General features: G+C 48.6%; 18 protein-coding genes and 1 tRNA gene. 10 read left to right on the plus strand and 9 right to left on the minus strand.

Annotation, left to right across the window (positions count from 1 at the left end; translation table 11 throughout):
• From ACXAFR_RS10675 to ACXAFR_RS10685, 3 genes are all read right to left on the minus strand, one after another.
• Complete coding sequence (locus ACXAFR_RS10675) at positions 1-648, minus strand: hypothetical protein (RefSeq protein WP_475176516.1); 648 nt, start codon at positions 646-648, stop codon at positions 1-3.
• A 104-nt stretch (positions 649-752) separates the two neighbouring features.
• A complete protein-coding gene (locus ACXAFR_RS10680) occupies positions 753-1,283 on the minus strand; it encodes a hypothetical protein (RefSeq protein ID WP_475176518.1) in 531 nt (176 codons plus the stop codon).
• Between the two features lie 165 nt (positions 1,284-1,448).
• Positions 1,449-1,525, minus strand: a tRNA-Pro gene (locus ACXAFR_RS10685).
• Between the two features lie 216 nt (positions 1,526-1,741).
• Between ACXAFR_RS10685 and ACXAFR_RS10690 the strand changes: the two genes are divergently transcribed.
• Positions 1,742-2,056, plus strand: coding sequence for an EthD family reductase (locus ACXAFR_RS10690; RefSeq protein WP_475176520.1), 315 nt, complete (start codon positions 1,742-1,744; stop codon positions 2,054-2,056).
• Positions 2,057-2,067: 11 nt separating this feature from the next.
• Here ACXAFR_RS10690 and ACXAFR_RS10695 read toward each other — a convergent pair whose 3' ends face one another.
• A complete protein-coding gene (locus ACXAFR_RS10695) occupies positions 2,068-3,369 on the minus strand; it encodes a GntP family permease (RefSeq protein WP_475176522.1) in 1,302 nt (433 codons plus the stop codon).
• Between the two features lie 208 nt (positions 3,370-3,577).
• On the opposite strand from ACXAFR_RS10695, the gene ACXAFR_RS10700 reads away from it, so the two are divergent.
• The 7 genes from ACXAFR_RS10700 (at position 3,578) to ACXAFR_RS10730 (ending at position 12,894) form a co-directional block, all read left to right on the plus strand.
• The gene (locus ACXAFR_RS10700) at positions 3,578-4,687 is read left to right on the plus strand and encodes a mechanosensitive ion channel family protein (RefSeq protein WP_475176524.1); all 1,110 of its coding nucleotides are present in this window, start codon (positions 3,578-3,580) and stop codon (positions 4,685-4,687) included.
• Between the two features lie 336 nt (positions 4,688-5,023).
• On the plus strand, positions 5,024-5,431 hold the full coding sequence (locus ACXAFR_RS10705) for a hypothetical protein (RefSeq protein WP_475176525.1): 408 nt from the start codon (positions 5,024-5,026) through the stop codon (positions 5,429-5,431).
• 1 nt (position 5,432) lies between these two features.
• Positions 5,433-6,983: an FAD-binding oxidoreductase gene (locus ACXAFR_RS10710; RefSeq protein ID WP_475176527.1), complete on the plus strand. Its 1,551-nt coding sequence runs from the start codon at positions 5,433-5,435 to the stop codon at positions 6,981-6,983.
• Entirely contained in the window at positions 6,950-7,318 is a 369-nt protein-coding gene (locus ACXAFR_RS10715; protein ID WP_475176529.1) for a c-type cytochrome, read from the plus strand. Before ACXAFR_RS10710 ends, ACXAFR_RS10715 begins: the two co-directional genes overlap by 34 nt.
• Positions 7,319-8,333: 1,015 nt before the next feature.
• The gene (locus ACXAFR_RS10720; protein ID WP_475176530.1) at positions 8,334-8,783 is read left to right on the plus strand and encodes a hypothetical protein; all 450 of its coding nucleotides are present in this window, start codon (positions 8,334-8,336) and stop codon (positions 8,781-8,783) included.
• A complete protein-coding gene (locus ACXAFR_RS10725) occupies positions 8,780-10,024 on the plus strand; it encodes a porin (RefSeq protein WP_475176533.1) in 1,245 nt (414 codons plus the stop codon). The genes ACXAFR_RS10720 and ACXAFR_RS10725 overlap by 4 nt, the downstream gene beginning before the upstream one ends.
• 14 nt (positions 10,025-10,038) lie before the next feature.
• Complete coding sequence (locus ACXAFR_RS10730) at positions 10,039-12,894, plus strand: bifunctional diguanylate cyclase/phosphodiesterase (RefSeq protein WP_475176534.1); 2,856 nt, start codon at positions 10,039-10,041, stop codon at positions 12,892-12,894.
• A gap of 25 nt (positions 12,895-12,919) precedes the next feature.
• Here the strand turns inward: ACXAFR_RS10730 and ACXAFR_RS10735 are convergent, their stop codons facing one another.
• Positions 12,920-13,342 (minus strand): winged helix-turn-helix transcriptional regulator, encoded by a 423-nt coding sequence (locus ACXAFR_RS10735; protein WP_475176537.1) that lies wholly within the window; start codon positions 13,340-13,342, stop codon positions 12,920-12,922.
• A gap of 92 nt (positions 13,343-13,434) precedes the next feature.
• Here ACXAFR_RS10735 and ACXAFR_RS10740 point away from each other — a divergent pair, with 92 nt between their 5' ends.
• Positions 13,435-14,286 (plus strand): SDR family oxidoreductase, encoded by an 852-nt coding sequence (locus tag ACXAFR_RS10740; RefSeq protein ID WP_475176539.1) that lies wholly within the window; start codon positions 13,435-13,437, stop codon positions 14,284-14,286.
• Here ACXAFR_RS10740 and ACXAFR_RS10745 read toward each other — a convergent pair.
• The 4 genes from ACXAFR_RS10745 to ACXAFR_RS10760 all read right to left on the minus strand — a co-directional run bounded on the left by ACXAFR_RS10745 (position 14,279) and on the right by ACXAFR_RS10760 (position 19,446).
• Complete coding sequence (locus tag ACXAFR_RS10745) at positions 14,279-15,781, minus strand: MATE family efflux transporter (protein ID WP_475176541.1); 1,503 nt, start codon at positions 15,779-15,781, stop codon at positions 14,279-14,281. The genes ACXAFR_RS10740 and ACXAFR_RS10745 overlap by 8 nt on opposite strands.
• Before the next feature lie 302 nt (positions 15,782-16,083).
• Positions 16,084-16,620, minus strand: coding sequence for a molybdopterin-guanine dinucleotide biosynthesis protein B (gene mobB / locus ACXAFR_RS10750; RefSeq protein ID WP_475176542.1), 537 nt, complete (start codon positions 16,618-16,620; stop codon positions 16,084-16,086).
• Positions 16,621-16,669: 49 nt separating this feature from the next.
• Entirely contained in the window at positions 16,670-18,508 is a 1,839-nt protein-coding gene (locus ACXAFR_RS10755) for an SLC13 family permease (protein ID WP_475176544.1), read from the minus strand.
• A gap of 167 nt (positions 18,509-18,675) precedes the next feature.
• Complete coding sequence (locus ACXAFR_RS10760; RefSeq protein WP_475176546.1) at positions 18,676-19,446, minus strand: hypothetical protein; 771 nt, start codon at positions 19,444-19,446, stop codon at positions 18,676-18,678.
• Between the two features lie 509 nt (positions 19,447-19,955).
• On the opposite strand from ACXAFR_RS10760, the gene ACXAFR_RS10765 reads away from it, so the two are divergent.
• Complete coding sequence (locus tag ACXAFR_RS10765; protein ID WP_475176548.1) at positions 19,956-20,942, plus strand: alpha/beta hydrolase family protein; 987 nt, start codon at positions 19,956-19,958, stop codon at positions 20,940-20,942.
• Positions 20,943-20,962: the final 20 nt, after the last annotated feature.

The raw sequence follows: 20,962 nt of genomic DNA on the forward strand, positions 1-20,962 counted from the left end.
TTATTGGTTTTTAAGTCTACTCCTTGCGGAATCAAGGCTGTGTTTACTACAGAAGTATTTAGTCACTTCATCATTTAATAGAGATACTAGTGCGTAAGGCGCTATCAACTCGGAAAATTCACTTCGGTAGTATCGCGTCAAGGCAGTGACTTCTAGTCCATTATTTTCCGAAATGGTTTCGTATTCGACTAGATTTTTTTTAAGCAATAGTAGAGAGTTTTCAAGGTTTTCGAAAAGGAACCTCGTCTGCGTATAAACTCTTTTGTATTCGGAAATTATGTCAGGATATGCAGTAAGCCCCGTATCTAAATCATTGTTGCCTGATACAGCTTTCCGAATGGAGTTATCTTTTCGTTTTGACATTTCAGTAATTGGAGTGTCAATGATTTCATCAACTCTTCTAATGATACTTTCGATTACTCTATTTGAGTCATTTCTTTTCTGTTCAGCAATAAGTAAAGAGATTTGCTCATTTTGATTCTTTTCCGAGCGTCTTAAGTCAGCAATTTGAATAGTTATAGAGGTCAAAAGAGCGACGAAGGCGGTAAAACTAATAATTGGTGTGAGTATGCCATTATAAACTGATGCGAAATCGACCCAGCTTTCTAGCGCTTTTATATCGCCTGACGGTTTGAAACTCTCCCACATCAATAACCCTAAAACTAGTACGGGAAAGGTTAATAAAACCAAATAGAGTCGTTCTGGTCGGATTGGCTTTCTAGGTTCCATATGATGGTAAATTGGCCTTTTTTTTAATGCCGGCTTTTCCGAGAATACGCTTTGTGAGCAGACTGGTAAAATTGCTTTCGTTTATCCAAAATTCGGAGCCTCCAATCAGCCAAAGATTCTATATTGAGCTCTATGTTTGAACGCTTAGCGTAACGAAAGAACTCTGATAATAGTACTCCGTAGTCGCGTAAAAGCTCTTGCTGCTTGTCGAACCCCAAAAGTAGTAATTTCCCCTCAGATTCACTCATTCCTTTAAACAACTGGAAAACTTCGCTTCTTGATTCTTGTATCTTTGTATCTAGGTAGTCTGTATTTTGTTGATTGGTTCCTAGCCAGTCGGTCAGATAGGACCAATATTTTAATACGCTATGAGTGACAGCCTCTATCTCTCCGGTAATCTGTTCAATGATAAGGCGTTCATTGGCTAGGTAGTCTTTCTCTAGAGATTTGTCGTGGTTGTATTTGGATAGAAATGCTGCACTCAGTGCTGTGATGGTAGCACCAAGCCCAATTTTGACGGCAGTATCAACAACCTCTATCCATGAACTCGCCATAGATAACTTCCTGTACAGAAAAAACCAGATCTCTATCTGTAGTCGCCTAGTGCCATTAGATAATGCTATCTATAACTCTACTCAGCTTGTTGACCCAATTGTCGACCCAGTTCGGTTTCTAGTGGTCTTGTTAAAGTGAAAAATCTTGCAAGGTATTGTTTTTATTGGTCGGAGTGAGAGGATTTGAACCTCCGGCCCCTGCCTCCCGAAGACAGTGCTCTACCAAGCTGAGCTACACTCCGAATCCCGCTGGGCGCGTAATATAGCAAGCCTTAATATGTCTCTCAAGCAGCTTCCGAAGGGCGGTATCGGGAAGGTGAAACTCAATAAAAAGCATTGCCATGTCAGCCGGACGGCGTTAGCTTTTGACCCATGAATATTCGGCGTACTTGAGCTGTCTAGCCAGCACACTGTTTATTCATAAAGCGAACAACAACAATAATCAATGGGAGTGTTTTATGTTACGCGTCACTGTGGTTTATCCCGCAACGGAAGGCAGTCATTTCGATACGTCTTACTATCTGGAATCGCATATTCCTATGGTGCAAGAACTCTTTGGCAGCCTGCTGCAAAAAGTGGAAATCGATACTGCCGTTGAGGCGCAAGCGGGGGAACCTTCGCAGCCTTTTCTGGCGTTGTGTCATTTGTGTTTTTCTTCAATGGCAGATTATCAGGCTGCGTTTGGGCCAAATATCGACGCCATCGTGAACGACGTGCCAAATTATACAAACGTCGCTCCGACGATTCAGGTCAGTGAAATCGTTCGTAGTTAGCGCTCGCTAGGTTACCGCCAAATCATTAATGCGATGGCCAATATTAGCCCTCCCAACGGCACCACGACAGTGAGTGCCGCAACGGGCCAATAGGCTCGCTGATGGCTCTCGCCACAAATGGCGCGAATGGTGGTAACGATGTAACCGTTGTGGGGTAAAGAATCCAGAGCCCCTGACGCAATCGACGATATTCGGTGTAAGTTTTCCGGGTTGACGCCTAGCGCGGTGTAGTGGGGGGCCAGTACAGGTAGCGCAATAGACAGTCCTCCAGAGGCAGATCCCGTTAAGCCGGCAATGGCGGTAACAGCGACCGCTGCACCGATAAGTTCGTTGCCAGGAATGGCTGTCATGGCTTCTACGGCCAAGGTAAATGCGGGCGTCGCCTTGGCCACAGTACCAAAGCCAACGACGGCTGAGGTATTCCCAATGGCGATCAAGGCGCCGGTGGTGCCTTCATTAACTGCGCCGCTGAGGTTTAGAAAGTACCGGAAATTCAGGATGAGTATACTCAGGCAGCCGCACAGCAGTGCCAGCAATAAAGCGTATTGCTGGAAGCGTTCATGAAAGGCAAAGGAAACGGCCAGTACGACCAGTAATGGCACCAGACCCGTTATTGGGTGAGGATAGCGTCGCTCTGTCGTTTCCGGATCGCGACTGTATGCCTGAAAATGTTCGCCTCTTGCGACGGCCTTTTTGATCATGATGGAAAGCCACCAAAATCCTGCCAGGGCCATGACGACAGCGACAATCAAGCTGACGCCCCAAGCCGCATACGGAGTCGTATGCAGATATTTTATGGGGATCCAGTTTTGGATTTCCGGCGAACCGGCGGAGGTCATGGTAAAGGTCACTGACCCGAAGCATAGGGCGGCAGGAATAAAGCGGCGAGGGAGATTAGCATCGCGAAAGAGACCGAGCGCCATAGGGTAAACGGAGAAGGCTACAATGAAGACACTCACGCCCCCGTAGGTCAACACGGCGCAGGCCAGTACAACGGCAAGTACCGCATGTTGCATACCGAGTCGGTTTACGATGGCACGGGCGAGCGCATCGGCGCTGCCGGTGTCTTCCATAAATTTACCAAACAGACTTCCTAGCAGAAACATCGGAAACCAAGCACTGACAAAGCTGGCGAATCCATCCATATACGTGGTTACCATGGATTGTTCCGCTGAGCTGGAAAGCACAGGCAGGCTGCTCGATAGGCTGATGACCAGCGCGCATAAAGGTGCCGCGATGAAGAGATTCCAACCTCGTAAAGCCAGCAGCGTCAGCAGGATAAGCCCGCCTAAGAGTCCGATCATACTGATCATAGTCTGTCCTGTTTTATATCGTTATTAGCCCGCCATTGTAGTAACTCGACCTTAGGGCGTCAGCATTTGCTGAAACTCTGTCGCGTTGGGCCTCAATTGTTGTCGCTGCGTACCACTGATGCAATTTCCTACATCAAGTAACTGGCTAAAAAGGTAGTGTGAAGATGGCGATCGTCGGTCATGAAAAATTAAATGAGGTTTTGGATTAATGTTGGATAAATGGTTTTCCAAAGAGTCTCTGCAATGGTTGCTGGAGAAGGATCTGTGGATGCAGATCGGTATAGGTGCGGCCATAACGCTGGTCTTATATTGGATATTATTGGGCGTTATCGGTTTTGCCACCCGACGGTTGAAATCGTGGAAATCTGCTGAGCGTTCAAAGTTCTTCGGTGTTGCCGTAGAGATGCTCGGGCGCACCAATCACCTGTTGCTGTTTATTTTTTCCATGCTGATCAGTGTGAAATTTGTGGAGTTGCCGGAAGGTTGGCGCAGCGCTATCTCTCACGGCTGGTTTATCGCGCTCGCGCTGCAGGTCGCCCTGTGGGTCGATGGGGGCATTCGCCTTTGGTTGAACGGACTGTTGACCGATACCAAGACCATTCGCAATCCAGTAACAGCCACGATTGTAGGCATTATGCTGCGAATTTTGGTTTGGGCCATGATGCTGTTGTCGATATTGGCGAACATGGGAGTCAATATTTCGGCGCTGGTCGCGAGTTTGGGCGTGGGCGGTATCGCCGTAGCGCTCGCGGTACAAACCCTATTGAGCGACCTTTTTGCCTCTCTATCGATTGGCTTTGATAAACCGTTTGAGATTGGTGACTTCGTCGTTTTCAATGACATTGCCGGCACGATTGAGCACATCGGATTGCGTACTACTCGAATTCGTAGTCTGAGCGGTGAGCAGGTCGTTTTGGCGAACAACATTCTTTTGCAGCAAACCATTCACAATTACAAACGAATGAACGAACGCCGAATTGTGTTTAAGTTTGGAGTCACTTACTCAACCCCTCGGAAAAAGGTCGCGCAAATTGGCAACACGGTAAAATCAGTGATCGAATCACTGGACCATGTGAGATTTGACCGAGCGCATTTCTTCGCGTTTGACGATTATCAGCTGACCTTCGAAGTCGTCTATTTCGTGACTCAATCCGACTATCTTCTCTACATGGATGTGCAGCAGAACATTAACCTTGCGCTGATGGAAGCGTTCGAAAAAGACAACATTGAGTTTGCTTTCCCCACCCAAAGCGTCGAATTTATCGGCGGTCAGCTGCCAGAGTTACGTGTGGCGGGATTACCTACAAACGCCAGTTGAGGTTTATGCCGGAGGCGCCTCCGGCACGCTTCTCTACCGGCGGCAAAATCAAACACTGCCGAATGTAAAACATCTCTAGCCGTTCTCGCTGCACTCAATCTTGTCTGACAGTGCTTTTTCTGGTCTGTCTGTGCATCTCTACAAGGCTGTCAGTGCATGGCCAAAAAAGTTGGTAATTCTTTGAAAAATAGGCATAAAATAATTTTAGATGCCCGATTCGAAGCGCTTGAAGTTACCGGTTGATGAGTATCGGCTGAGGCCACATTGGCGATTTCATTAGGTGATCTGAATGCCTTTACAACACCGCTGAATAATAACAGTAAAGAATGGTGCTCTATGGAAAGACGTCGATTAATACAAGCAGGTTTGGGGGCGATATTGTTCGCTCCTGGTCTTGCGTTGTCAGCTTCCACTAACCCAAAGCCTCGTCGGGAAAAACGGATTTTTTATTACGACCCGCGTTTTTTCGATCCTTCTCCGTTCATGGCGACGTCTTTATTTCCCCTGCATTTTATCTCTGTAGGCAGTGATGTAACGCCCCTGTGGCGAGGCGGTTTACAGGATTCTTCCTCTCAACAATCACTGATGATGCAAGGTGTAACGACAGAGTCCTTTCATTTTTGTCTGACGCAACTGCTACAGCCTGTTGTCGTTTCACAAGGTGATGTTCACCGCTTGAATCCTGATACGGTGGCATGGACGATTGCTACCGATCCGTCTTGGCGAACTGGATGGAGAGTGTGATATGGCAAATGATTCATTGAACGATGCATTAACTCGGATGGCGCGAGTCGTTGGCGCCGATTGGGTATTTACAGCAAATAACGACCTTGCCAGCTATCGAGATCCCTACACCATATCGAATAACAATGAGGACTATAAAGCCTACGCCGCCGTTGCACCTGAAAATGCGCAGCAGGTACAGGAGGTCGTGCGAATCGCGAATGACTTTGGCGTTTCGCTTTGGCCGGTCTCTCGGGGTAAGAATTTTGCTTACGGTGGTGCTGCCCCGGTGATGACGGGAGCCATTGTGCTCGATATGAATCGAATGAATAAGATTATCGAGGTCAATGAAGAGTTCGGTTATGCCTTGTTAGAGCCAGGTGTTAGTTATTTTCAGCTCTATGATTATTTGCAGGAAAGGGGGCTGAAGCTCTGGTTGGATGTACCGGACCCCGGTTGGGGAAGTGTGGTGGGAAATGCCTTGGACCATGGTGTTGGTTATACCCCTTACGGAGATCATTTTGCGATGCAATGCGGCATGGAGGTCGTACTGGGAAACGGTGAGTTGGTGCGCACGGGCATGGGGGCCATGCCCGGTAACAATACGTGGCAGTTGTTCAAGTACGGGTTCGGGCCTTACGTTGACGGCATTTTCTCTCAGTCAAATTTTGGCGTTGTTACCAAAATGGGCATTTGGTTAATGCCTGAGCCCGCCGGATATCGCCCTTATATGATTACCTTTGATAAAGAGGACGATATTGAGCTTGCTGTAGAGCGAGTTAGACCCTTGAAAGTCTCTGGCGTCATTCAAAATGGTGCGACAATTCGTAACTTGATTCTCGATGCGGCCATCACGACAACCCGTAATCAATGGTACAAGGGCAAGGGGCGACTGCCCGATTCAGTGAAACAAAAAATGAAGTCTGAGTTGCAAATGGGGAGTTGGAACTTCTGCGGCGCTCTTTATGGCCCCCCGGCGGTAACGGATGCTCTGTGGTCGGCGATTCATGACGCGTTTGCCTCTATCCCCGGAGTTAAGTTTTATTTTCCAGAGGATAGAAAAAACGAGTTCGACATACTTTTGCACCGGGCTGAAACAATGAAGGGCGTTCCTAAGTTGACGGAATTCAATTTCCTGAATTGGACTGGAGGTGGTGGCCATGTTGGGTTTTCACCGGTATCTCCGATTCTGGGCGCCGATGCTTTGAAGCAATTCCATATGGTTCGCGATCGCTTATCGGACTACGATTTTGATTATCTTGGTTTGATGGCCATAGGTTATCGAGAACTGCATCATGTGACGACGATTGTTTACGATAAAAACAACCCGGAAGAGCGGCAGCGTTTGGACGACGTGTTCAATCTCCTGGTGGATGACGCCGCCAGAGATGGCTACGGTGAATACCGTACACACATCAAATATATGGATCGTATCGCGAATACGTACAATTGGAATGACAATGCACTGCTGAAAATGAATCAAGCACTCAAAGATGCTCTTGATCCTAACGGGGTTCTGGCGCCGGGGAAATCGGGCATTTGGCCGAAGCACTTGCGGGAGGCGTCGAAATGATTTTCAAGCGAAATTGGCTTTTCCTGACCTGTTTTCTTGGTTTTTCTATGCCCATCAGTTGTCTGGCGACAGGCCGAACCGGGGAGGACATCTTCAAGTCGCATTGCGCGGCCTGTCATGCACCCGGACTGGAGCATTCGGGTACATTTCAATTAACGGCAACGCGAGGTCGTGAATTAGCGATACTTCTCGAGCGCAAAGATCTGACGGCAGATTATGTCAAATACATTGTCCGCCATGGGCTTAATGCGATGCCGGCGATCACGCCCACGATTGTAACGACAAATGAGCTCGACAGGCTTGCGCATTTTCTTGTATCAGAAAAAAATGATTAAGCCATTAAAACTCCCTCGCCGTGTCGAGTGTATTTTTGTTACTCATCCATCGAAATGAATACGCATCGGCGCAAACCATCGGCAGCAGGGATGCTGCATCGAGCCTAGTCGGGCACATTGACGGCGCTTTTGTTAATCCGGCCATTCATTAAACGGATTCGGTTGTAAAGTGATTCATGTTAACTGAGACAATTTCTCTGTCTTAAGCGTGTCGTTGGTCAACGCGGTGTTATATTTTCGCCCGCTATTTCCGTGTCTTTTGCCTCTGCAATCGTCAACGCTGATATCATAGCCCCAGCAAGTCTCTCGATAGATGATTTACGTGTGAAGGTCTAAAGGCATTCTTTCTTTAGTCAATTTAGGCATTTGAGTAGCGGATTTGGCGCATAAGTCACGAAGCCAGCTCTCACCCGAACCAGACCGTTCGTTTCGTTCGATTCACAGCTTTTGTCAAAACCGCCCGATTTCGTTGTTTTCTGCAATTCCCGTAAATGGCAGTTTTTAGGTGTCCCACCAACTGTCTCGAACGTGAGGGTAGGGGGCGTGCGTAACCTGGCTGTCGCGGTTTTTGTTGCCGTTATTCTGCGAGTTCCATTACTTTTAGGGCACAGGTATGATCATATGTGAGTGATTGTCAGCAGCCTGTCTGTGGCACTACTATGCATTGGGGTCATACCGGGAGACAGTAATTACGGCTTGTTTTTGAACACATTTTAACGACAAACCATGACTGTTTACGTTTTGGCGCGAATATAATTTCTGGTGCGAGATCTATTGCGCGCCAACTCTGTCAATAAATAATAATTTGTGAAAGGAGTCACCGTAAGAATGCATCCTTCGCGCGGGTCTAATAACGACAACCGCATGTTCAAATTGCTCAGAAGTTCTTTTTGATTGGCGTGTTAATCATGCAATTCAATCGGAATAACCATATACTCTGTGCAGTGATTTCTTATCCTTGTTGGCTGGGGTTGTGGCATGAGCCCTGTCAACCGTGGCGAGTGCCCAATAGTTTATGATGTCTCAGAGCCTTGGGGTGCGGTATTTTCGTCTGTCGATAATCCTGTTGCTGAGCTTGTATGGTCCCTTGGTACACAGCGACGCATTATTGATTAAGAACGCCAGTGTCCCCGAACAGAGTTTGACACGGTCCAGTCTGCTTCGAATTTACGCGATGCAGATGAAGGTTTGGTCTGATGGAACGCCCGTCAAAGTCTTTCGTCTGCCGGCTGATGACCCAATTCACAGGGAGTTTGTGATTCGTTATTTGCGTTTGAATCCCTATCGAATCGATCGTATGTGGAATCGATTGATATTCAGCGGTACGGGTACGCCACCTGAACAGGTTCTTACCAACGAGGCAATGATCGAGGCGGTATCTTCAACGCCTGGGGCGATAGGCTATATCGATGTGAATATGGCGCCGATGGTCAATGCCTCAATGTTGCTGGGTACGCAGCAATGAAACGACACGCCGCCATAATGTGCTTGCCCCTGGCCGTCGGTTTCGTTGCGGATTCTCGTGCCAGTGATTGGCAGTTTCATGGCTTTTTAAGCCAGACAGCGGTTATGTCCGAGGATAATCCATTCTTTACAAAAGAGGCTGGCACCAGTCTGGACTTCCGCGAAGCGGCCATCAATGCAAGCTGGCAAGTCAATGATCGTATGCGTTTTGCTGGGCAGCTGCTTTCCCGTAAAGCCGGTTTTCTGGAAGACGGTGATCCGGAAATCGATTTTTTACTTCTGGATGCCACATTGTGGGCGGAAGAATACCACCATTTAGGCGCTCGGCTGGGGCGAGTGAAAAACCCATATGGACTCTACAACGCCACGCGGGACGTTCCTCACGCCAGGCCAGGAGTGTTTGTCCCCCAGTCCATTTATTTTGAAACCTACCGAGATGCTCTGCTTTCGCTGGATGGCGTCGACCTTTATTTGTCTTCGGCTAGTGCGTTTGGTGATTTTTCTTTTGATGTCTTCGCTGGAAAGACGGAGATGGAAACGAGTGCCGCTGAATATCAACTGTTTCAAAAGGATATCCCGGGTCAGTTTGATGACGTGGATGTGCTTGGTCTGCGGGCTGAATTGCACCCTGGCGCCTTGGATGAACTCGCACTGGCGGTTACGGTCGTAGATATTTCCATGGCGCTTGAAGATGCACAGCAACTATCACCCTTCGACATTTATCAGGGTGCGTTGCGGTTAGCGCAAAATCCTAGGGCATTTTCGGACTATATCACGGGAATTGAAATAGACTCTATTCTCGATTTGTACTCGGCTCAGTATGTCAGCGGCCCCTGGACACTGACCGGAGAATTTTTGCGTATCCACACAGATACCAATATCGACATCCTCTCGCAGCAGACCAGTCGGCGCCACAACATATCGACAGCCTACTACCTACAGGCAGAGTGGATGGCAACAGATTCCATCAGTGTGTACTCTCGCTACGAAGCTTTCTATTTTGACAAAGACGATAAAGATGGCAGCGAGTTCTCCGAGCGAACGGGTGCCAGTCCCATAACACAGTATGGTGAGGCGGTTACGGCGGGAGCCAGGTGGTATTTAAACAACCATTTTTCGGCAACACTGGAGTACAGTCACAATAAAGGGGTGGCTTTTTTAACCGGTCAGGAGGTCGAGGACTACGGTGATTTTGAAGAGAATTGGGATCTGCTTATGCTGCAATTTTCGTTTCATTTTTAAGCTAAGAGAATAGCGTGTATATCAGTGTAAAATGGAAAGCGGTCATCTTTATCAGCGTCGTTGTGTTGGCGACCACGGCGTTGTGGACCTGGCAGATTGTGGTCGAGCAGCTCAGCAATTTTGAAAATAAATTACGTCAGGATCACTCTATGCAGGGGGCTCTGCTGTCAGAGATTCTCGATGATAATTTTGTACAGCTATCACAATTCGCTCAACTCATTTCTGCGAGGCAGGTTATCGCTGAAAGTCTCGACACGGATCCTGGGCGGGCGGTGCTCAAAGAGTCGCTCGAAAGGGACTGGTTGTCTTACAGTATCAATCTCGGATTTGATTATCTCGGCGTGTTTGATGGGGGATTAAACAGTATTGCTGAAATTGCATCGCCGGAGCTTCTTAATGAAGAGCACTTTCATTCTGCACTGGCGCAAGAGCTGAAGGAAAGCTCTCAGAAAAACCAGCCCAGAAACTTAATTTTCTGCAGTCGAACGTGCATGCAGGTGGTGTTAGAACCCTTTATTAATGATCAGGGGCGTCTGGGCACTCTTGCGTTAGCGCAAAATATGGCGGATGTGGTTCGCGGTTTTTATGAATTTACTGGGTCAGAGCTTGGCATTTTGATCGAAAAAAATCCTGCGACGGAGAATCAGAAAAGCAGCCGCTATCTCGATGCTTGGTCGATGCAAGCTTGGGCTGTCAGTCATTTTAAAACAACATTTCCTGTCATTCGCGAGTTTGCTGATCATTATGCTGGTATCGCCAACGACGACTTTTCTCTGATCGATATTGAAGGGCGCCGATATTTGGTAAAAGAACTGCCGTATGGCAACCTTCAGAGGTTGGGTATGCCAATTCGTTTTGCCTCGGTTATGGACAAAACCGAAGAGTATCAGGTCATGCGGAACAATATCGAGCGCGGCATACTTGCCGGCTTTTTTGGATGGTTGTGCGCTGAAGCCATTTTACTGCTGGTTGTCTCTCGCGAAATGCGACGCTTATCCAATGTCGTGGATGCGCTTTATCTTTTACCTCAGCAGCAGTTTAAAAAAGCGATAGAGAGAGTGAGTAGCCGGCGCAAAGTGTTTCGAGACGAGCTGACGAATCTGGAGGAAAGTACACGAGAAGTCGCTACCGAATTGGATGCGTTACACCGAGAGATCAGCGTTAAAAACGAATCGTTAAAACAGCAAGTGGATGCCTTGACGCGCTCTCGAGGGTTTTTGACTCGTTTGTTTGATAATTCCCAGATTTTTATTATCACGCAAGATTTTCGTTTTAATATTCTCTCGTCCAATAAGAAATTTGAATCTCTCTACACCAAAACGCCTCGAAGCTTCGAGTCATTGATTCGGGATGAAAATGAGTTTGAAACCTTTTCTTTAAATATTGACGATTTGCGCCGCCATAAAGTCGATGCATTTCAGCAGGAGTTGAATCTGCTGCACAAAGAGAACGAATCGCTCATCATTACCTGGAATCATGCTCTGGTGGAAGATGAGCGCGGCAATGAAATTGTACTTTCCATAGGTATGGACCAGACTCAGCAAAAAAATGCTGAAAATGATTTGCGCTGGATGGCGAATCACGACAGTTTGACCAGTATTGGCAATCGTCGGTCTTTTAATCGTGCGTTCGAAGAGCTGTTGGTTGCCCGGGTTTCGGGAGCGTTGATTTTTATCGACGTCAACCGATTTAAACAGATCAATGATGTCTATGGTCACAATGTGGGTGATCAGGTGTTAGTCGATATCGCCACCGCGCTGAGAGAACTCACCCGCAGCAGTGATATTATCAGCCGCTTTGCCGGAGATGAGTTTACTTGTCTGTTGCCCAATATCGACAACAGTGACATTACGTCTGTTCTGTCAAAAATCACCAATGGCCTCAATGGCACGCTACGAGTCGATATCGGAAAAGTCATTCACTATTCGGTGAGTGTAGGCGCGGCGTTATATCCTGAACACGGAAAGGATCCTCAAACACTTGTCGTTAACGCCGATATGGCCATGTACCACGCCAAGAAGAAAGGTCTGGGTCATTGGCATTTGTACGATGCCGCGGATGAGCGGGTCACTCAGGTGAAGAATGACTATCGCCTGATCATGACCATTACCAATGCCTTAAAGACCGGCTCGTTTGAACTCTTGTATCAACCCATTCTGGATATTGCCGACAACAGTATTTGCCATTACGAAGTCCTGCTACGCATGTACGATGAGTCCGGCGGGGTGGTTTCTCCGGGGTTATTTATTCCCATTGCTGAGAAGTCCGGGGAGATTCGCAACATTGACGAATGGGTGCTTGATAACGCAATGCGTTCGTTACGAATGCTGCTTGATCGTTCGATTGAGGTGAATTTTGCGGTTAATATTTCCGCTCCAACATTGCAGGCCAATGATTTTCCCGAGCTGGTTCTCTCCATTATTGGTAAGTATCGCATCGATCCAGAGCGAATCATCATTGAATTGACCGAGACGGCTTACATTGAGAATTTTCAGCAGGTTCTTAAGAATTTAAGTGTCATTACCGATGCGGGGGTACGAGTTGCCCTGGATGACTTTGGGGTTGGTTTCTCGTCATTTACCTATTTAAAGAAGTTGCCGCTCAGTTATGTGAAGCTCGATGGCTCCTACATTCGGCACCTTACAGATAATCTCGATGATCAGGTTTTTGTGAAATCTCTGGCGGCGATGATTACGGCATTTGGCATGGAAACCATCGCTGAGTTTGTCGAGGATGAAGCGACGCTAACAATGATTGAGAAGCTGGGCGTAACCCACGGACAGGGGTATTACATTGGAAAGCCAGGGCCCATCAGCAGTATTTCCATTCCCAGGGTAAAGCCATTGAGCTCTGGTGATCGATACGGTTAGTCGAGGTTGCTCCTCTTCCCTTCAGTCATAGCGCTTCCTGCTGGTCGTGCTGCTCATGCGCCTCGGCAACCCGAGAGAGGTTTTCCTCAATCCAGTCTGTGATTCCGAGAACATAGTCTGAAATTTCATTCCCCATGGGCGTCAGGCTGTATTCCACGAAAGGGGGAACAACTGGCTTCGATTGCCGGAGTACGAATCCATCACGGGTCAGGGACTGCAGTGTCTGTGCGAGCATTTTTTCACTAACGCCATCCAATTTACGTCTCAAATCACTGAATCTAAGAGTCTTTTCCCTCAGTGCGACGAGAATCAAAACGCCCCAACGACTGCAAACGTGTTTCAGAATTTCTCGCGACGGGCAGGGGCGGGCGAACAGATTGCCGCGACCAAGCTCGTTTTTCTCGGCTTTCAGGATCTTGGGTTCCATTGGTGCAACAGGCTTTTCCATACTTACCTTTTTGTACGTACTTACTAAAGTAAAGTGTAAGCGATATTCTTACGTCACTGGTTTGGCAAGTCAACAACGATTAGGAGAAGGTTATGATTGCGGTTACTGGAGCATCTGGACAATTGGGTCGACTGGTGATGGCGGAATTGTTAAACACTGTGGCAGCAACTGAGCTTGTCGCCCTGGTGCGCAGCCCCGACAGCGTGACAGATTTGTCCGAGCGCGGGATTACCGTTCGGCAGGCTGACTATAACGATTCTGACGGCCTTGCGGAGGCGTTGTCTGGTGTTGATCGACTGTTATTGATCTCGTCCAGCGAAGTGGGGCAAAGAGAGGTGCAGCATGGCAATGTGATTGCTGCCGCAAAGAAAGCGGGTGTTCGATTGGTTGGGTACACGAGCATCTTGCATTGTGATTCCTCTCCTCTGCCTCTGGCGCAGGAGCACAAGGCAACAGAAGATTTGTTGGCGGATTCTGGACTTCCGTACGTGCTGTTGCGCAACGGCTGGTACAGTGAAAATTACGCCGCCGGCTTACCCGCAGCGGTAGAGCGCGGCGCAATGGTTGGCTGTGCCGGTGACGGTAAAATTGCCTCAGCGCCCCGCGTCGACTACGCCCATGCGGCCGCGCGCATCATGACATCGGAAAATCCGGCGGGTCAGATTTATGAATTGGCGGGGGATGAGGCCTATACCCTGACGGAATTGGCGGCTTTGGTCAGCGAGATTTCCGGTAAAACGGTCAGCTATCAAAATCTTGACCGCGAAGCTTATGCCGGTTTGCTGAGAGATGCCGGTCTGCCAGAGGCAATCGCTGCGATGCTGTCAGAATCTGAGGCCGGTGCCGCTCAAGGCGGACTGTATGATAACAGCCTAACCTTGAGTCAGGTTTTGCATCGCCCGACAGAACCGATGCGCACAACGGTTGCCCGCTTTATCAAATAGGCGTCTCCGGCGGTGGGAGTGACTCCTGCCGCTCTTCCGCGAGTTCAGTTTCCTCAAAGCGACGCAGATAGAAACCCGCAATGGCGAGCATGACTCCGCATACCGAGGAAATCAACGACAGAGAGCCGAACCAGATGATCGCTACGATACCAATCTCACCGCGGCTGACATCGGTTCCTTGCTCATGATTGTAGGCATACATGGCGAGGCGATAAATTTGATTTTGATTGATCAAATGATTGATCTCTGTTTGTAGAAGACGTTTCTGGTTGTTCAGCTCAAAGATTTGTTCATCGATTCCAAAGGATTTGTCCGTAATAACCTCTAATTCATCGAGCTTGGTATTGTAGTAGCTGTCGAGTTCGGTGCTCTGTTCTGTGCGAATGCGGGCAAAACGTGCTTTTTCTGTAGATGCCTTGGAGATCAAACTGCTTTCGAGGTTGGCATTGTGGGCCAGGCGTTCTTCGATCTCTCTCTTGTTGTTTTCGATTCGATCGTTGATATCGTCAATGCGTCGCGTATATTTAGCATTGATAAATTCAAGTTGCTGGCGCAGTTGATTTTCCATGCTGGATTGTTTTTCAATCGCATCGGCGCCGAGGTATCCCGTCGTAATCGTCCCCAATTGATTTTCTTTTTCACTGATAAGACGGCGGTATTTATTTTCCACGGTCGCCCGTGTGAAGAAGTTTGCCGCGCGCATTTTATCTTCAAATTCGGCTTTGAGGGCTTCAAGCTCTGCGAGTAAGCGCTCTCGCTCATCAGAGCTACCACTGATGTTGCCTAGCAGTAGGACGGAATACCGATTTTCTGCATCGTCTGTTTCCTGGGCCCAGTCGGAATAGTATTGATCGCGGGTTGTCATTAATTCCGCAATTTCATCTTCCAGTTCATCTTTAAATGCGTAATCAATTTCACTCAACATTTGCTGTGTGTTGCGATCGATGCTGGCTGTCGAGCGACGATAATCATCGATGATTTGACTTCGATTTCCATCGACCTCTGAGACCAGCTCGTCCTCGGTAAACTTGACGATATGATCGCGGCGCTTTTCCAGTAGGGCAATTTGGGAGTCGGCGTTTTGCATTTCATTGCGACGGACATCAATGGCTCGATTGAGATTCGAAAAATTTCGTTCGAATCCATTGAACATGGTTTCAAATGTGATCAGGCAGAGAAAAAGCACAAAGGCCATAAACAACATACGCCAGCCAATGTGTCTGACCACCATAAAGGTAAACGTGAGCGGGATTTTACAAAGTTCGACAACCGCGATCAGTAGGAAGGGCAGTGCGGCTACCAGAATGGATGATGTGCCACTGATCAGCCCGCGATTGGTCTCATCCGCAAAGGAGTAATACGCGGAGATGGCGACCACAATGGAGATAGTAAAGCCAATCAAGACAGCGATAACTTCCACCGTCCAGGCGAGCTTTATCAACATTCGGGCATATTTGGGAACATACTGCAGGGTATGAGGGGTATTCCGTGCCATAAGTCATCCTGGGTACTGTGAGGTTCGAGCGACTGCTCATTGTGGAGCAGGATACGCAGCGTTGATGTCATTCATTTTTTAACGCGAGAATTTCTAATGAGCTGTTGAGCGCCATCGACGATCAAAATGCTATAAAACGTATTAGAGTTCCCTCAAGAAATCGGCTGCGCAACGTCAAATTGAGCAGGCTTAAGATCACCCGATTTGTAAAAGAATGTCAATTGACCGACTTCACAGTAATTACAAACCCATGAATTGGTATGAGGTAATAGCCGCCAGCATTCTGGCGTAATCGATATGTTTCAGATCGCTGGGGGGAGGTTGCACTCAGTGAGAATAAATCGTCCGATTGCGTCGACATCGTCGAGATGAAATCTTGGGCCAAGGCACGGATAGTCTGAGGGAGAAAGCGGCTGGTCGCTGGCGATGGCAAGGATGGAGGATCCCTCGGGAGGAAAGGGGTCGCTACGATTCTCGTGGCGAACGGTCAGCAGCTTTTTATGGTGTTCACTTTTGTAGCCTTCCACTAACACCAGATCCACGGTTTTAAGCTGCACGATCAGCTCGTCAAGAGAAGGCTCTGGTTGGTCGCCCAATTCAGACAGCAGTGCCCAGCGATAGGGAGAGGCGAGAATGACTTGTTCTGCTCCGGCTTCTCGGTGGCGAAAACTATCGCTATTGGGCTTGTCGATATCAAACTGACAGTGTGCATGCTTTATGCTGGATACCCTTATCCCCTGCGTCGTCATCCAGTGAATTAGCCGAGTGACCAGAGTTGTTTTGCCGCTGTTCTTCCAGCCAACGATGCCAAAGACGGCAGGTTTTTTTTGAAGTGACATCTGAGTAAGCTTCTGAGCGGTCGCCGTTATTGTGGAGTGTGGTTTTTAACTACCAGGGGAAAACCCGCGGCAGAACAAAATAGCAAACCCCGTAAACCAGTAGCAAGAGTGGCGTACCCAATGTCAAAAAGTCGATAAAGCGGTAGCGTCCCGGGTCGACCACCATAGTGACGACCGGCGATGCTACGGGGGTAAGAAAAGCTGAGGAGGCGGCAAACAATACGGTCAGTGCCAAGGGGTAGGGTGAAACACCCAGTTGCATGGCGGCATCTATGGCAATCGGCGCCATTAGCACGGCGGCGGCGGTGTTTGAAATCACCATCGTCAATGCCGCCGTGAGGAAAAACAGCAGGCTTAACATGACCATCGGATTGTTGGATCCTGCAGAATGTAACATGCCGTCGACGATCATTTCAGTAGCGCCAGTGCGCTGTAACGCATCCGCCAGAGGCAGCATTCCGGCAAGCAGAACCAAGCTACTCCATTGAATAGAATCGTATGCCTGCTTGGGTGAGAGGCAGCGGCAGGCGACCACCGCCATGGCGGCGATAAGAACCACCATGACCAAAGACGGAGCGCCAATAATAGAAAAAAGGATCATGGCACCTGTAATGCTCAGCGCCGCCCACCGACGCTGATAGCTCGGTGGACGCTCCTTGAGTTCCCGCGGTTTTTCTAGCAATACAAAGTCGTGGTGATACCCCTGAAGCCGATGAATGTGCTGCCAGGATCCAGCGACGAGAAGGGTATCGCCGGCGTTCAGCTTCTCGTTTTCAAAGTCTGTTAATGGCTGGCCCTGGCGCAAGATGCCTTGCACGTCCAGATCGTGGCGACGGCGAAATTCAATATCTCGCAATGTCCTGCCGATCAGCCCTGAGTCCGGGTGGATCATCAGCGTTGCCAGGCCATGCTCCCACTGCAGTAACTGTTGCTGGCGCTTGTTCAGTGTTTCTTGAACCAAACCCTGATGCGCTTGAATCTCTGGCAGCCCATCCTGGGGGGCGGTGACGCAAAGAAGGTCCCCCCGATGTAGGTCAACTGTGGCATCCGGATTGGTCAAAAACGTCTCTCGACCGTTGACGGCTCGAAAGATCGCCAAAATGCGGATGCCAAATTCTTTGTAGAGGCCGCTGTTACCTATGGTGATGGTGTCTAGTGGAGAGTCATTTGAGCAGCGTAGATAGGCCAATGACCGCTGGCTGTTAAACGCCTGCCACAATTCCTGAGTCGTGCGCTCGGTCATATTGGCGCCAGTCCTGAAATGAGTATTGGGCAGCAGTCGTCGACCGATCACCAGCATGTAAATGATCGTTGCCACAAGCACAATCAGGCCTACCGGAAAAAATGTAAAAAAGCCCAAGGGCTCATATCCGCGCTGATCCAATTCATTGCTGATCACCAGATTAGGCGGGGTTGCAATGAGCGTTAACATACCGCTAACGAGTGCCGCGTAAGACATGGGTAATAATAGGGTGGATGCAGACCGCCCGGATCTTTGACAGATTCTCAAGATGATCGGAATAAAGATGGCAACCACCGCTGTTGAACTCATAATGGCGCTCAGTAGGGCGCTGCTGATCATGATCAAAGCCAGCAACTGCCACTCTTTAGCGCCTCCGCGGGTGAGTATCCAATCACCGACGGAGCGTGCCACACCCGTTCGATCTAGGCTTTCTCCGACCACGAGCAGTGCCGCTATGAGAATGACGACGGAATTACTAAAGCCAGACAGCGCATCATTGAGCGGCAGTATGTCGGCTGCGACCAACAGCAGAATGGTGGTGAGAGCGATAAAGTCGTAGCGAATTCTGTTGCTGGCCATGGCCAGTGCGGCCAGAACAATTAACGATAATACGTAATAGGGTTGTAACCCTTCTGGAAGCGACATTTCGCGTATCCTGCTCAGCTTGCGAGAAACGTCAGCTACAAAGTACCTGCAAGGGTTTGGTAAGCTTACCCGTGCTGCGATCCCTGTAACACATGCACGGATCAGTGTGCCAGCTCAAATCCAGCAGGTCGAGAGGCAGCTATTCAAACGAGGAGAATGTGACATAGCTAACTCACTGCGCCAATCCACCAGTTGGTAAAGTTCTGCCAGAGCGCTGAGTCGTAAAACAGTGCTGAGCGAAATCCTAATACCGCCAAAATGCTGCCACCAATGATATAGACGGGATGCAGGCGGCGATATTTGTATATGTCATGAGCGCAAGCCGCAAAGAGTGGTAGCAACCACAGTAGTATTTTTGAGTACAATCCCCCAGGGATATAAGATGCCCTTACAGCTGCCGCATAGAGGACGACGGTCGCTGTAAGTACCATTAAACGCATGTGTATCTGCGGGTGTTTGCGAAACAACAACGCGGCAGAAAAAAACAAACTGAACGATATCATATCGGTTACAGGCGCCAGGGCGAGATACCGTGCGTGTTCTAAATCCCCTTGCGATACCTGATAGTTGAAGCGATGGATGGTCACCCAAAGCCCTGTAATAAGCATGAGAATACCGTAGCCTACTAAGACGTGTCCTAATTTTATATGAGTTCGAATTCGTCCCGTAACGGCGAAGTATATTTGGGCTAAAAATAAGAATAGCCACATCAGATAGATAAATGCGTGAAAATGTATGATTAAAGGCACTGCCAGATCGTGATCTAATACGCGACGGATGGATGGTGGGCCAAAACCTGCCACGGCAACGAAAATGCAGAGGATGCCTACAATCAGATAGAACTTGCTTGGCGTGAAGGTGAAATTCTGCCTCTGCGGTGTCTCTGTAGAAGTCGGTGTGCCAGGCAATTCCTGTGCGTTTACGTCATGCACATTCATGAGAAGAAATTTGCTCCGATAGGGAAATCCAGCTGCAATCTGGCAGCTACCCGGCTGGTGTCGTTCGGTACCAGCGGACCTCATTCCTTCGATTTTGTCTTCAATCCATTGAGCGGCCGACCACAATTCATTAGAGGGAAATGTCCCCACATTAAAATAGTAGTCGATCGGTATGGGCAATTGCTGGCAAGGAAGCCAATGGTCCTGATTAGAGGGGGACTCAGTATCCGTTGGACGTACTTTATCAGCAGTGCGTGGGATCTCAGCTGAGCGAATTCTAGATTGAGTCAAGGCAAGACGCTACAGAAAATCCTGCCAATATGACAACTTTTAAGCCAGAATTTATCCCTAAATGTTAGTGAACAGTTGAAAAGGAATAATTTTTGGCAGGTTTTGTCCGTTAAATTTACCTAAAGTACTTTAGACGACCGTATTTTTTAAATGTAATACCTATGTCGCTGCTGACGAATAAGATGTGCAGCTGCTGAAACTGTCTGGATTGTTAATCTATGTTTTTAAGTAAATCTCGCTACCTTAATAAGTTCTTTCGCATGTTTTCAGTCATTGGAGCACTTCTTGGAAGTTCTTCAGCGGTCCTCGCCGCGGTTGCCAGTTTTGAAGAGAACTTAGTCTACGGCTATAAAGATGGTATGGCGCTAGTGATGACAGTTTTGCACCCCAGTGAAGCTGCAAATGGTGCTGGCGTTATTCGAGTGTTATCGGGCGGCATGGTATCAAAAAGAGAATCTGCTCTAAGAACCGCGCGCCGACCAGAAGTTCAAGCGTTGCTCAAAGCAGGATTCACAGTGTTTGCGGTCACTCACAGTTGTTCGCCTCGGTTTACCGTCAATGAGATCAGTGCAGACTTGCCGCAAGCGATTGAGTATATCGAAACCTTTGGAGAAAAGTTTGGCGTGGAGCCTGGAAGACTTGGTTTGTTGGGATATTCTTCTGGGGGGCAGTTGAGTCTGTTGGCGGCGAGCGGCTATGAAGGCGAAAGCGCTCCGTTGGAAGGGCGCAAAGCTCGCCGTGATGGCACGTCGGTAGGGGCTGTCGTGGCCTTCTTTGCAGGAACAGATAATTTGAACATTGGCGATGATGGAATGACAATCGCGGATTATTTTCGGAGCAAAGGTGCTGACGGCGTTGCGGCCTTTGACTTTAAAGACTGGAACCCGGAGTCTCATCGATATGAGCGAGTTACTGACAGTTCTCGTTTGGAGGAGGTGTTTCGAAACATTTCTCCCATTTATCATTTATCAAGCCATTTCCCGCCCGTGCTTCTGTTTCATGGTGGCGAAGACAGATTCATTCCCGTTTCTCAATCCCAGCGTTTTTATGAAAAAGCTCGAGAGTTTGATGTTCCTGCCAAGCTCGTTATAGAAGAAGGCCAGGGTCACGGTTGGAAACAGCCGCAGCCGGGTGAGTTGGCTGCGCTTACCGAGTGGTTTCAGCGGTGGCTGGTTGATGAGGCGAAAGCCGATATAGAGGAATAGTGTCGACAGGCGTCGCGAAA

It is taken from the genome of Pseudomaricurvus sp. ABR4_320, assembly GCF_056159445.1.

Coding starts and splice junctions, on each gene's coding strand:
- ACXAFR_RS10675 (WP_475176516.1), bottom strand. CDS start 648: ATGTGGGAGAGTTTCAAACCGTCAGGCGATATAAAAGCGCTAGAAAGC.
- ACXAFR_RS10680 (WP_475176518.1), bottom strand. CDS start 1,283: ATGGCGAGTTCATGGATAGAGGTTGTTGATACTGCCGTCAAAATTGGG.
- ACXAFR_RS10690 (WP_475176520.1), top strand. CDS start 1,742: ATGTTACGCGTCACTGTGGTTTATCCCGCAACGGAAGGCAGTCATTTC.
- ACXAFR_RS10695 (WP_475176522.1), bottom strand. CDS start 3,369: ATGATCAGTATGATCGGACTCTTAGGCGGGCTTATCCTGCTGACGCTG.
- ACXAFR_RS10700 (WP_475176524.1), top strand. CDS start 3,578: ATGTTGGATAAATGGTTTTCCAAAGAGTCTCTGCAATGGTTGCTGGAG.
- ACXAFR_RS10705 (WP_475176525.1), top strand. CDS start 5,024: ATGGAAAGACGTCGATTAATACAAGCAGGTTTGGGGGCGATATTGTTC.
- ACXAFR_RS10710 (WP_475176527.1), top strand. CDS start 5,433: ATGGCAAATGATTCATTGAACGATGCATTAACTCGGATGGCGCGAGTC.
- ACXAFR_RS10720 (WP_475176530.1), top strand. CDS start 8,334: ATGATGTCTCAGAGCCTTGGGGTGCGGTATTTTCGTCTGTCGATAATC.
- ACXAFR_RS10725 (WP_475176533.1), top strand. CDS start 8,780: ATGAAACGACACGCCGCCATAATGTGCTTGCCCCTGGCCGTCGGTTTC.
- ACXAFR_RS10735 (WP_475176537.1), bottom strand. CDS start 13,342: ATGGAAAAGCCTGTTGCACCAATGGAACCCAAGATCCTGAAAGCCGAG.
- ACXAFR_RS10740 (WP_475176539.1), top strand. CDS start 13,435: ATGATTGCGGTTACTGGAGCATCTGGACAATTGGGTCGACTGGTGATG.
- ACXAFR_RS10745 (WP_475176541.1), bottom strand. CDS start 15,781: ATGGCACGGAATACCCCTCATACCCTGCAGTATGTTCCCAAATATGCC.
- mobB (WP_475176542.1), bottom strand. CDS start 16,620: ATGTCACTTCAAAAAAAACCTGCCGTCTTTGGCATCGTTGGCTGGAAG.
- ACXAFR_RS10755 (WP_475176544.1), bottom strand. CDS start 18,508: ATGTCGCTTCCAGAAGGGTTACAACCCTATTACGTATTATCGTTAATT.
- ACXAFR_RS10760 (WP_475176546.1), bottom strand. CDS start 19,446: ATGAATGTGCATGACGTAAACGCACAGGAATTGCCTGGCACACCGACT.
- ACXAFR_RS10765 (WP_475176548.1), top strand. CDS start 19,956: ATGTTTTTAAGTAAATCTCGCTACCTTAATAAGTTCTTTCGCATGTTT.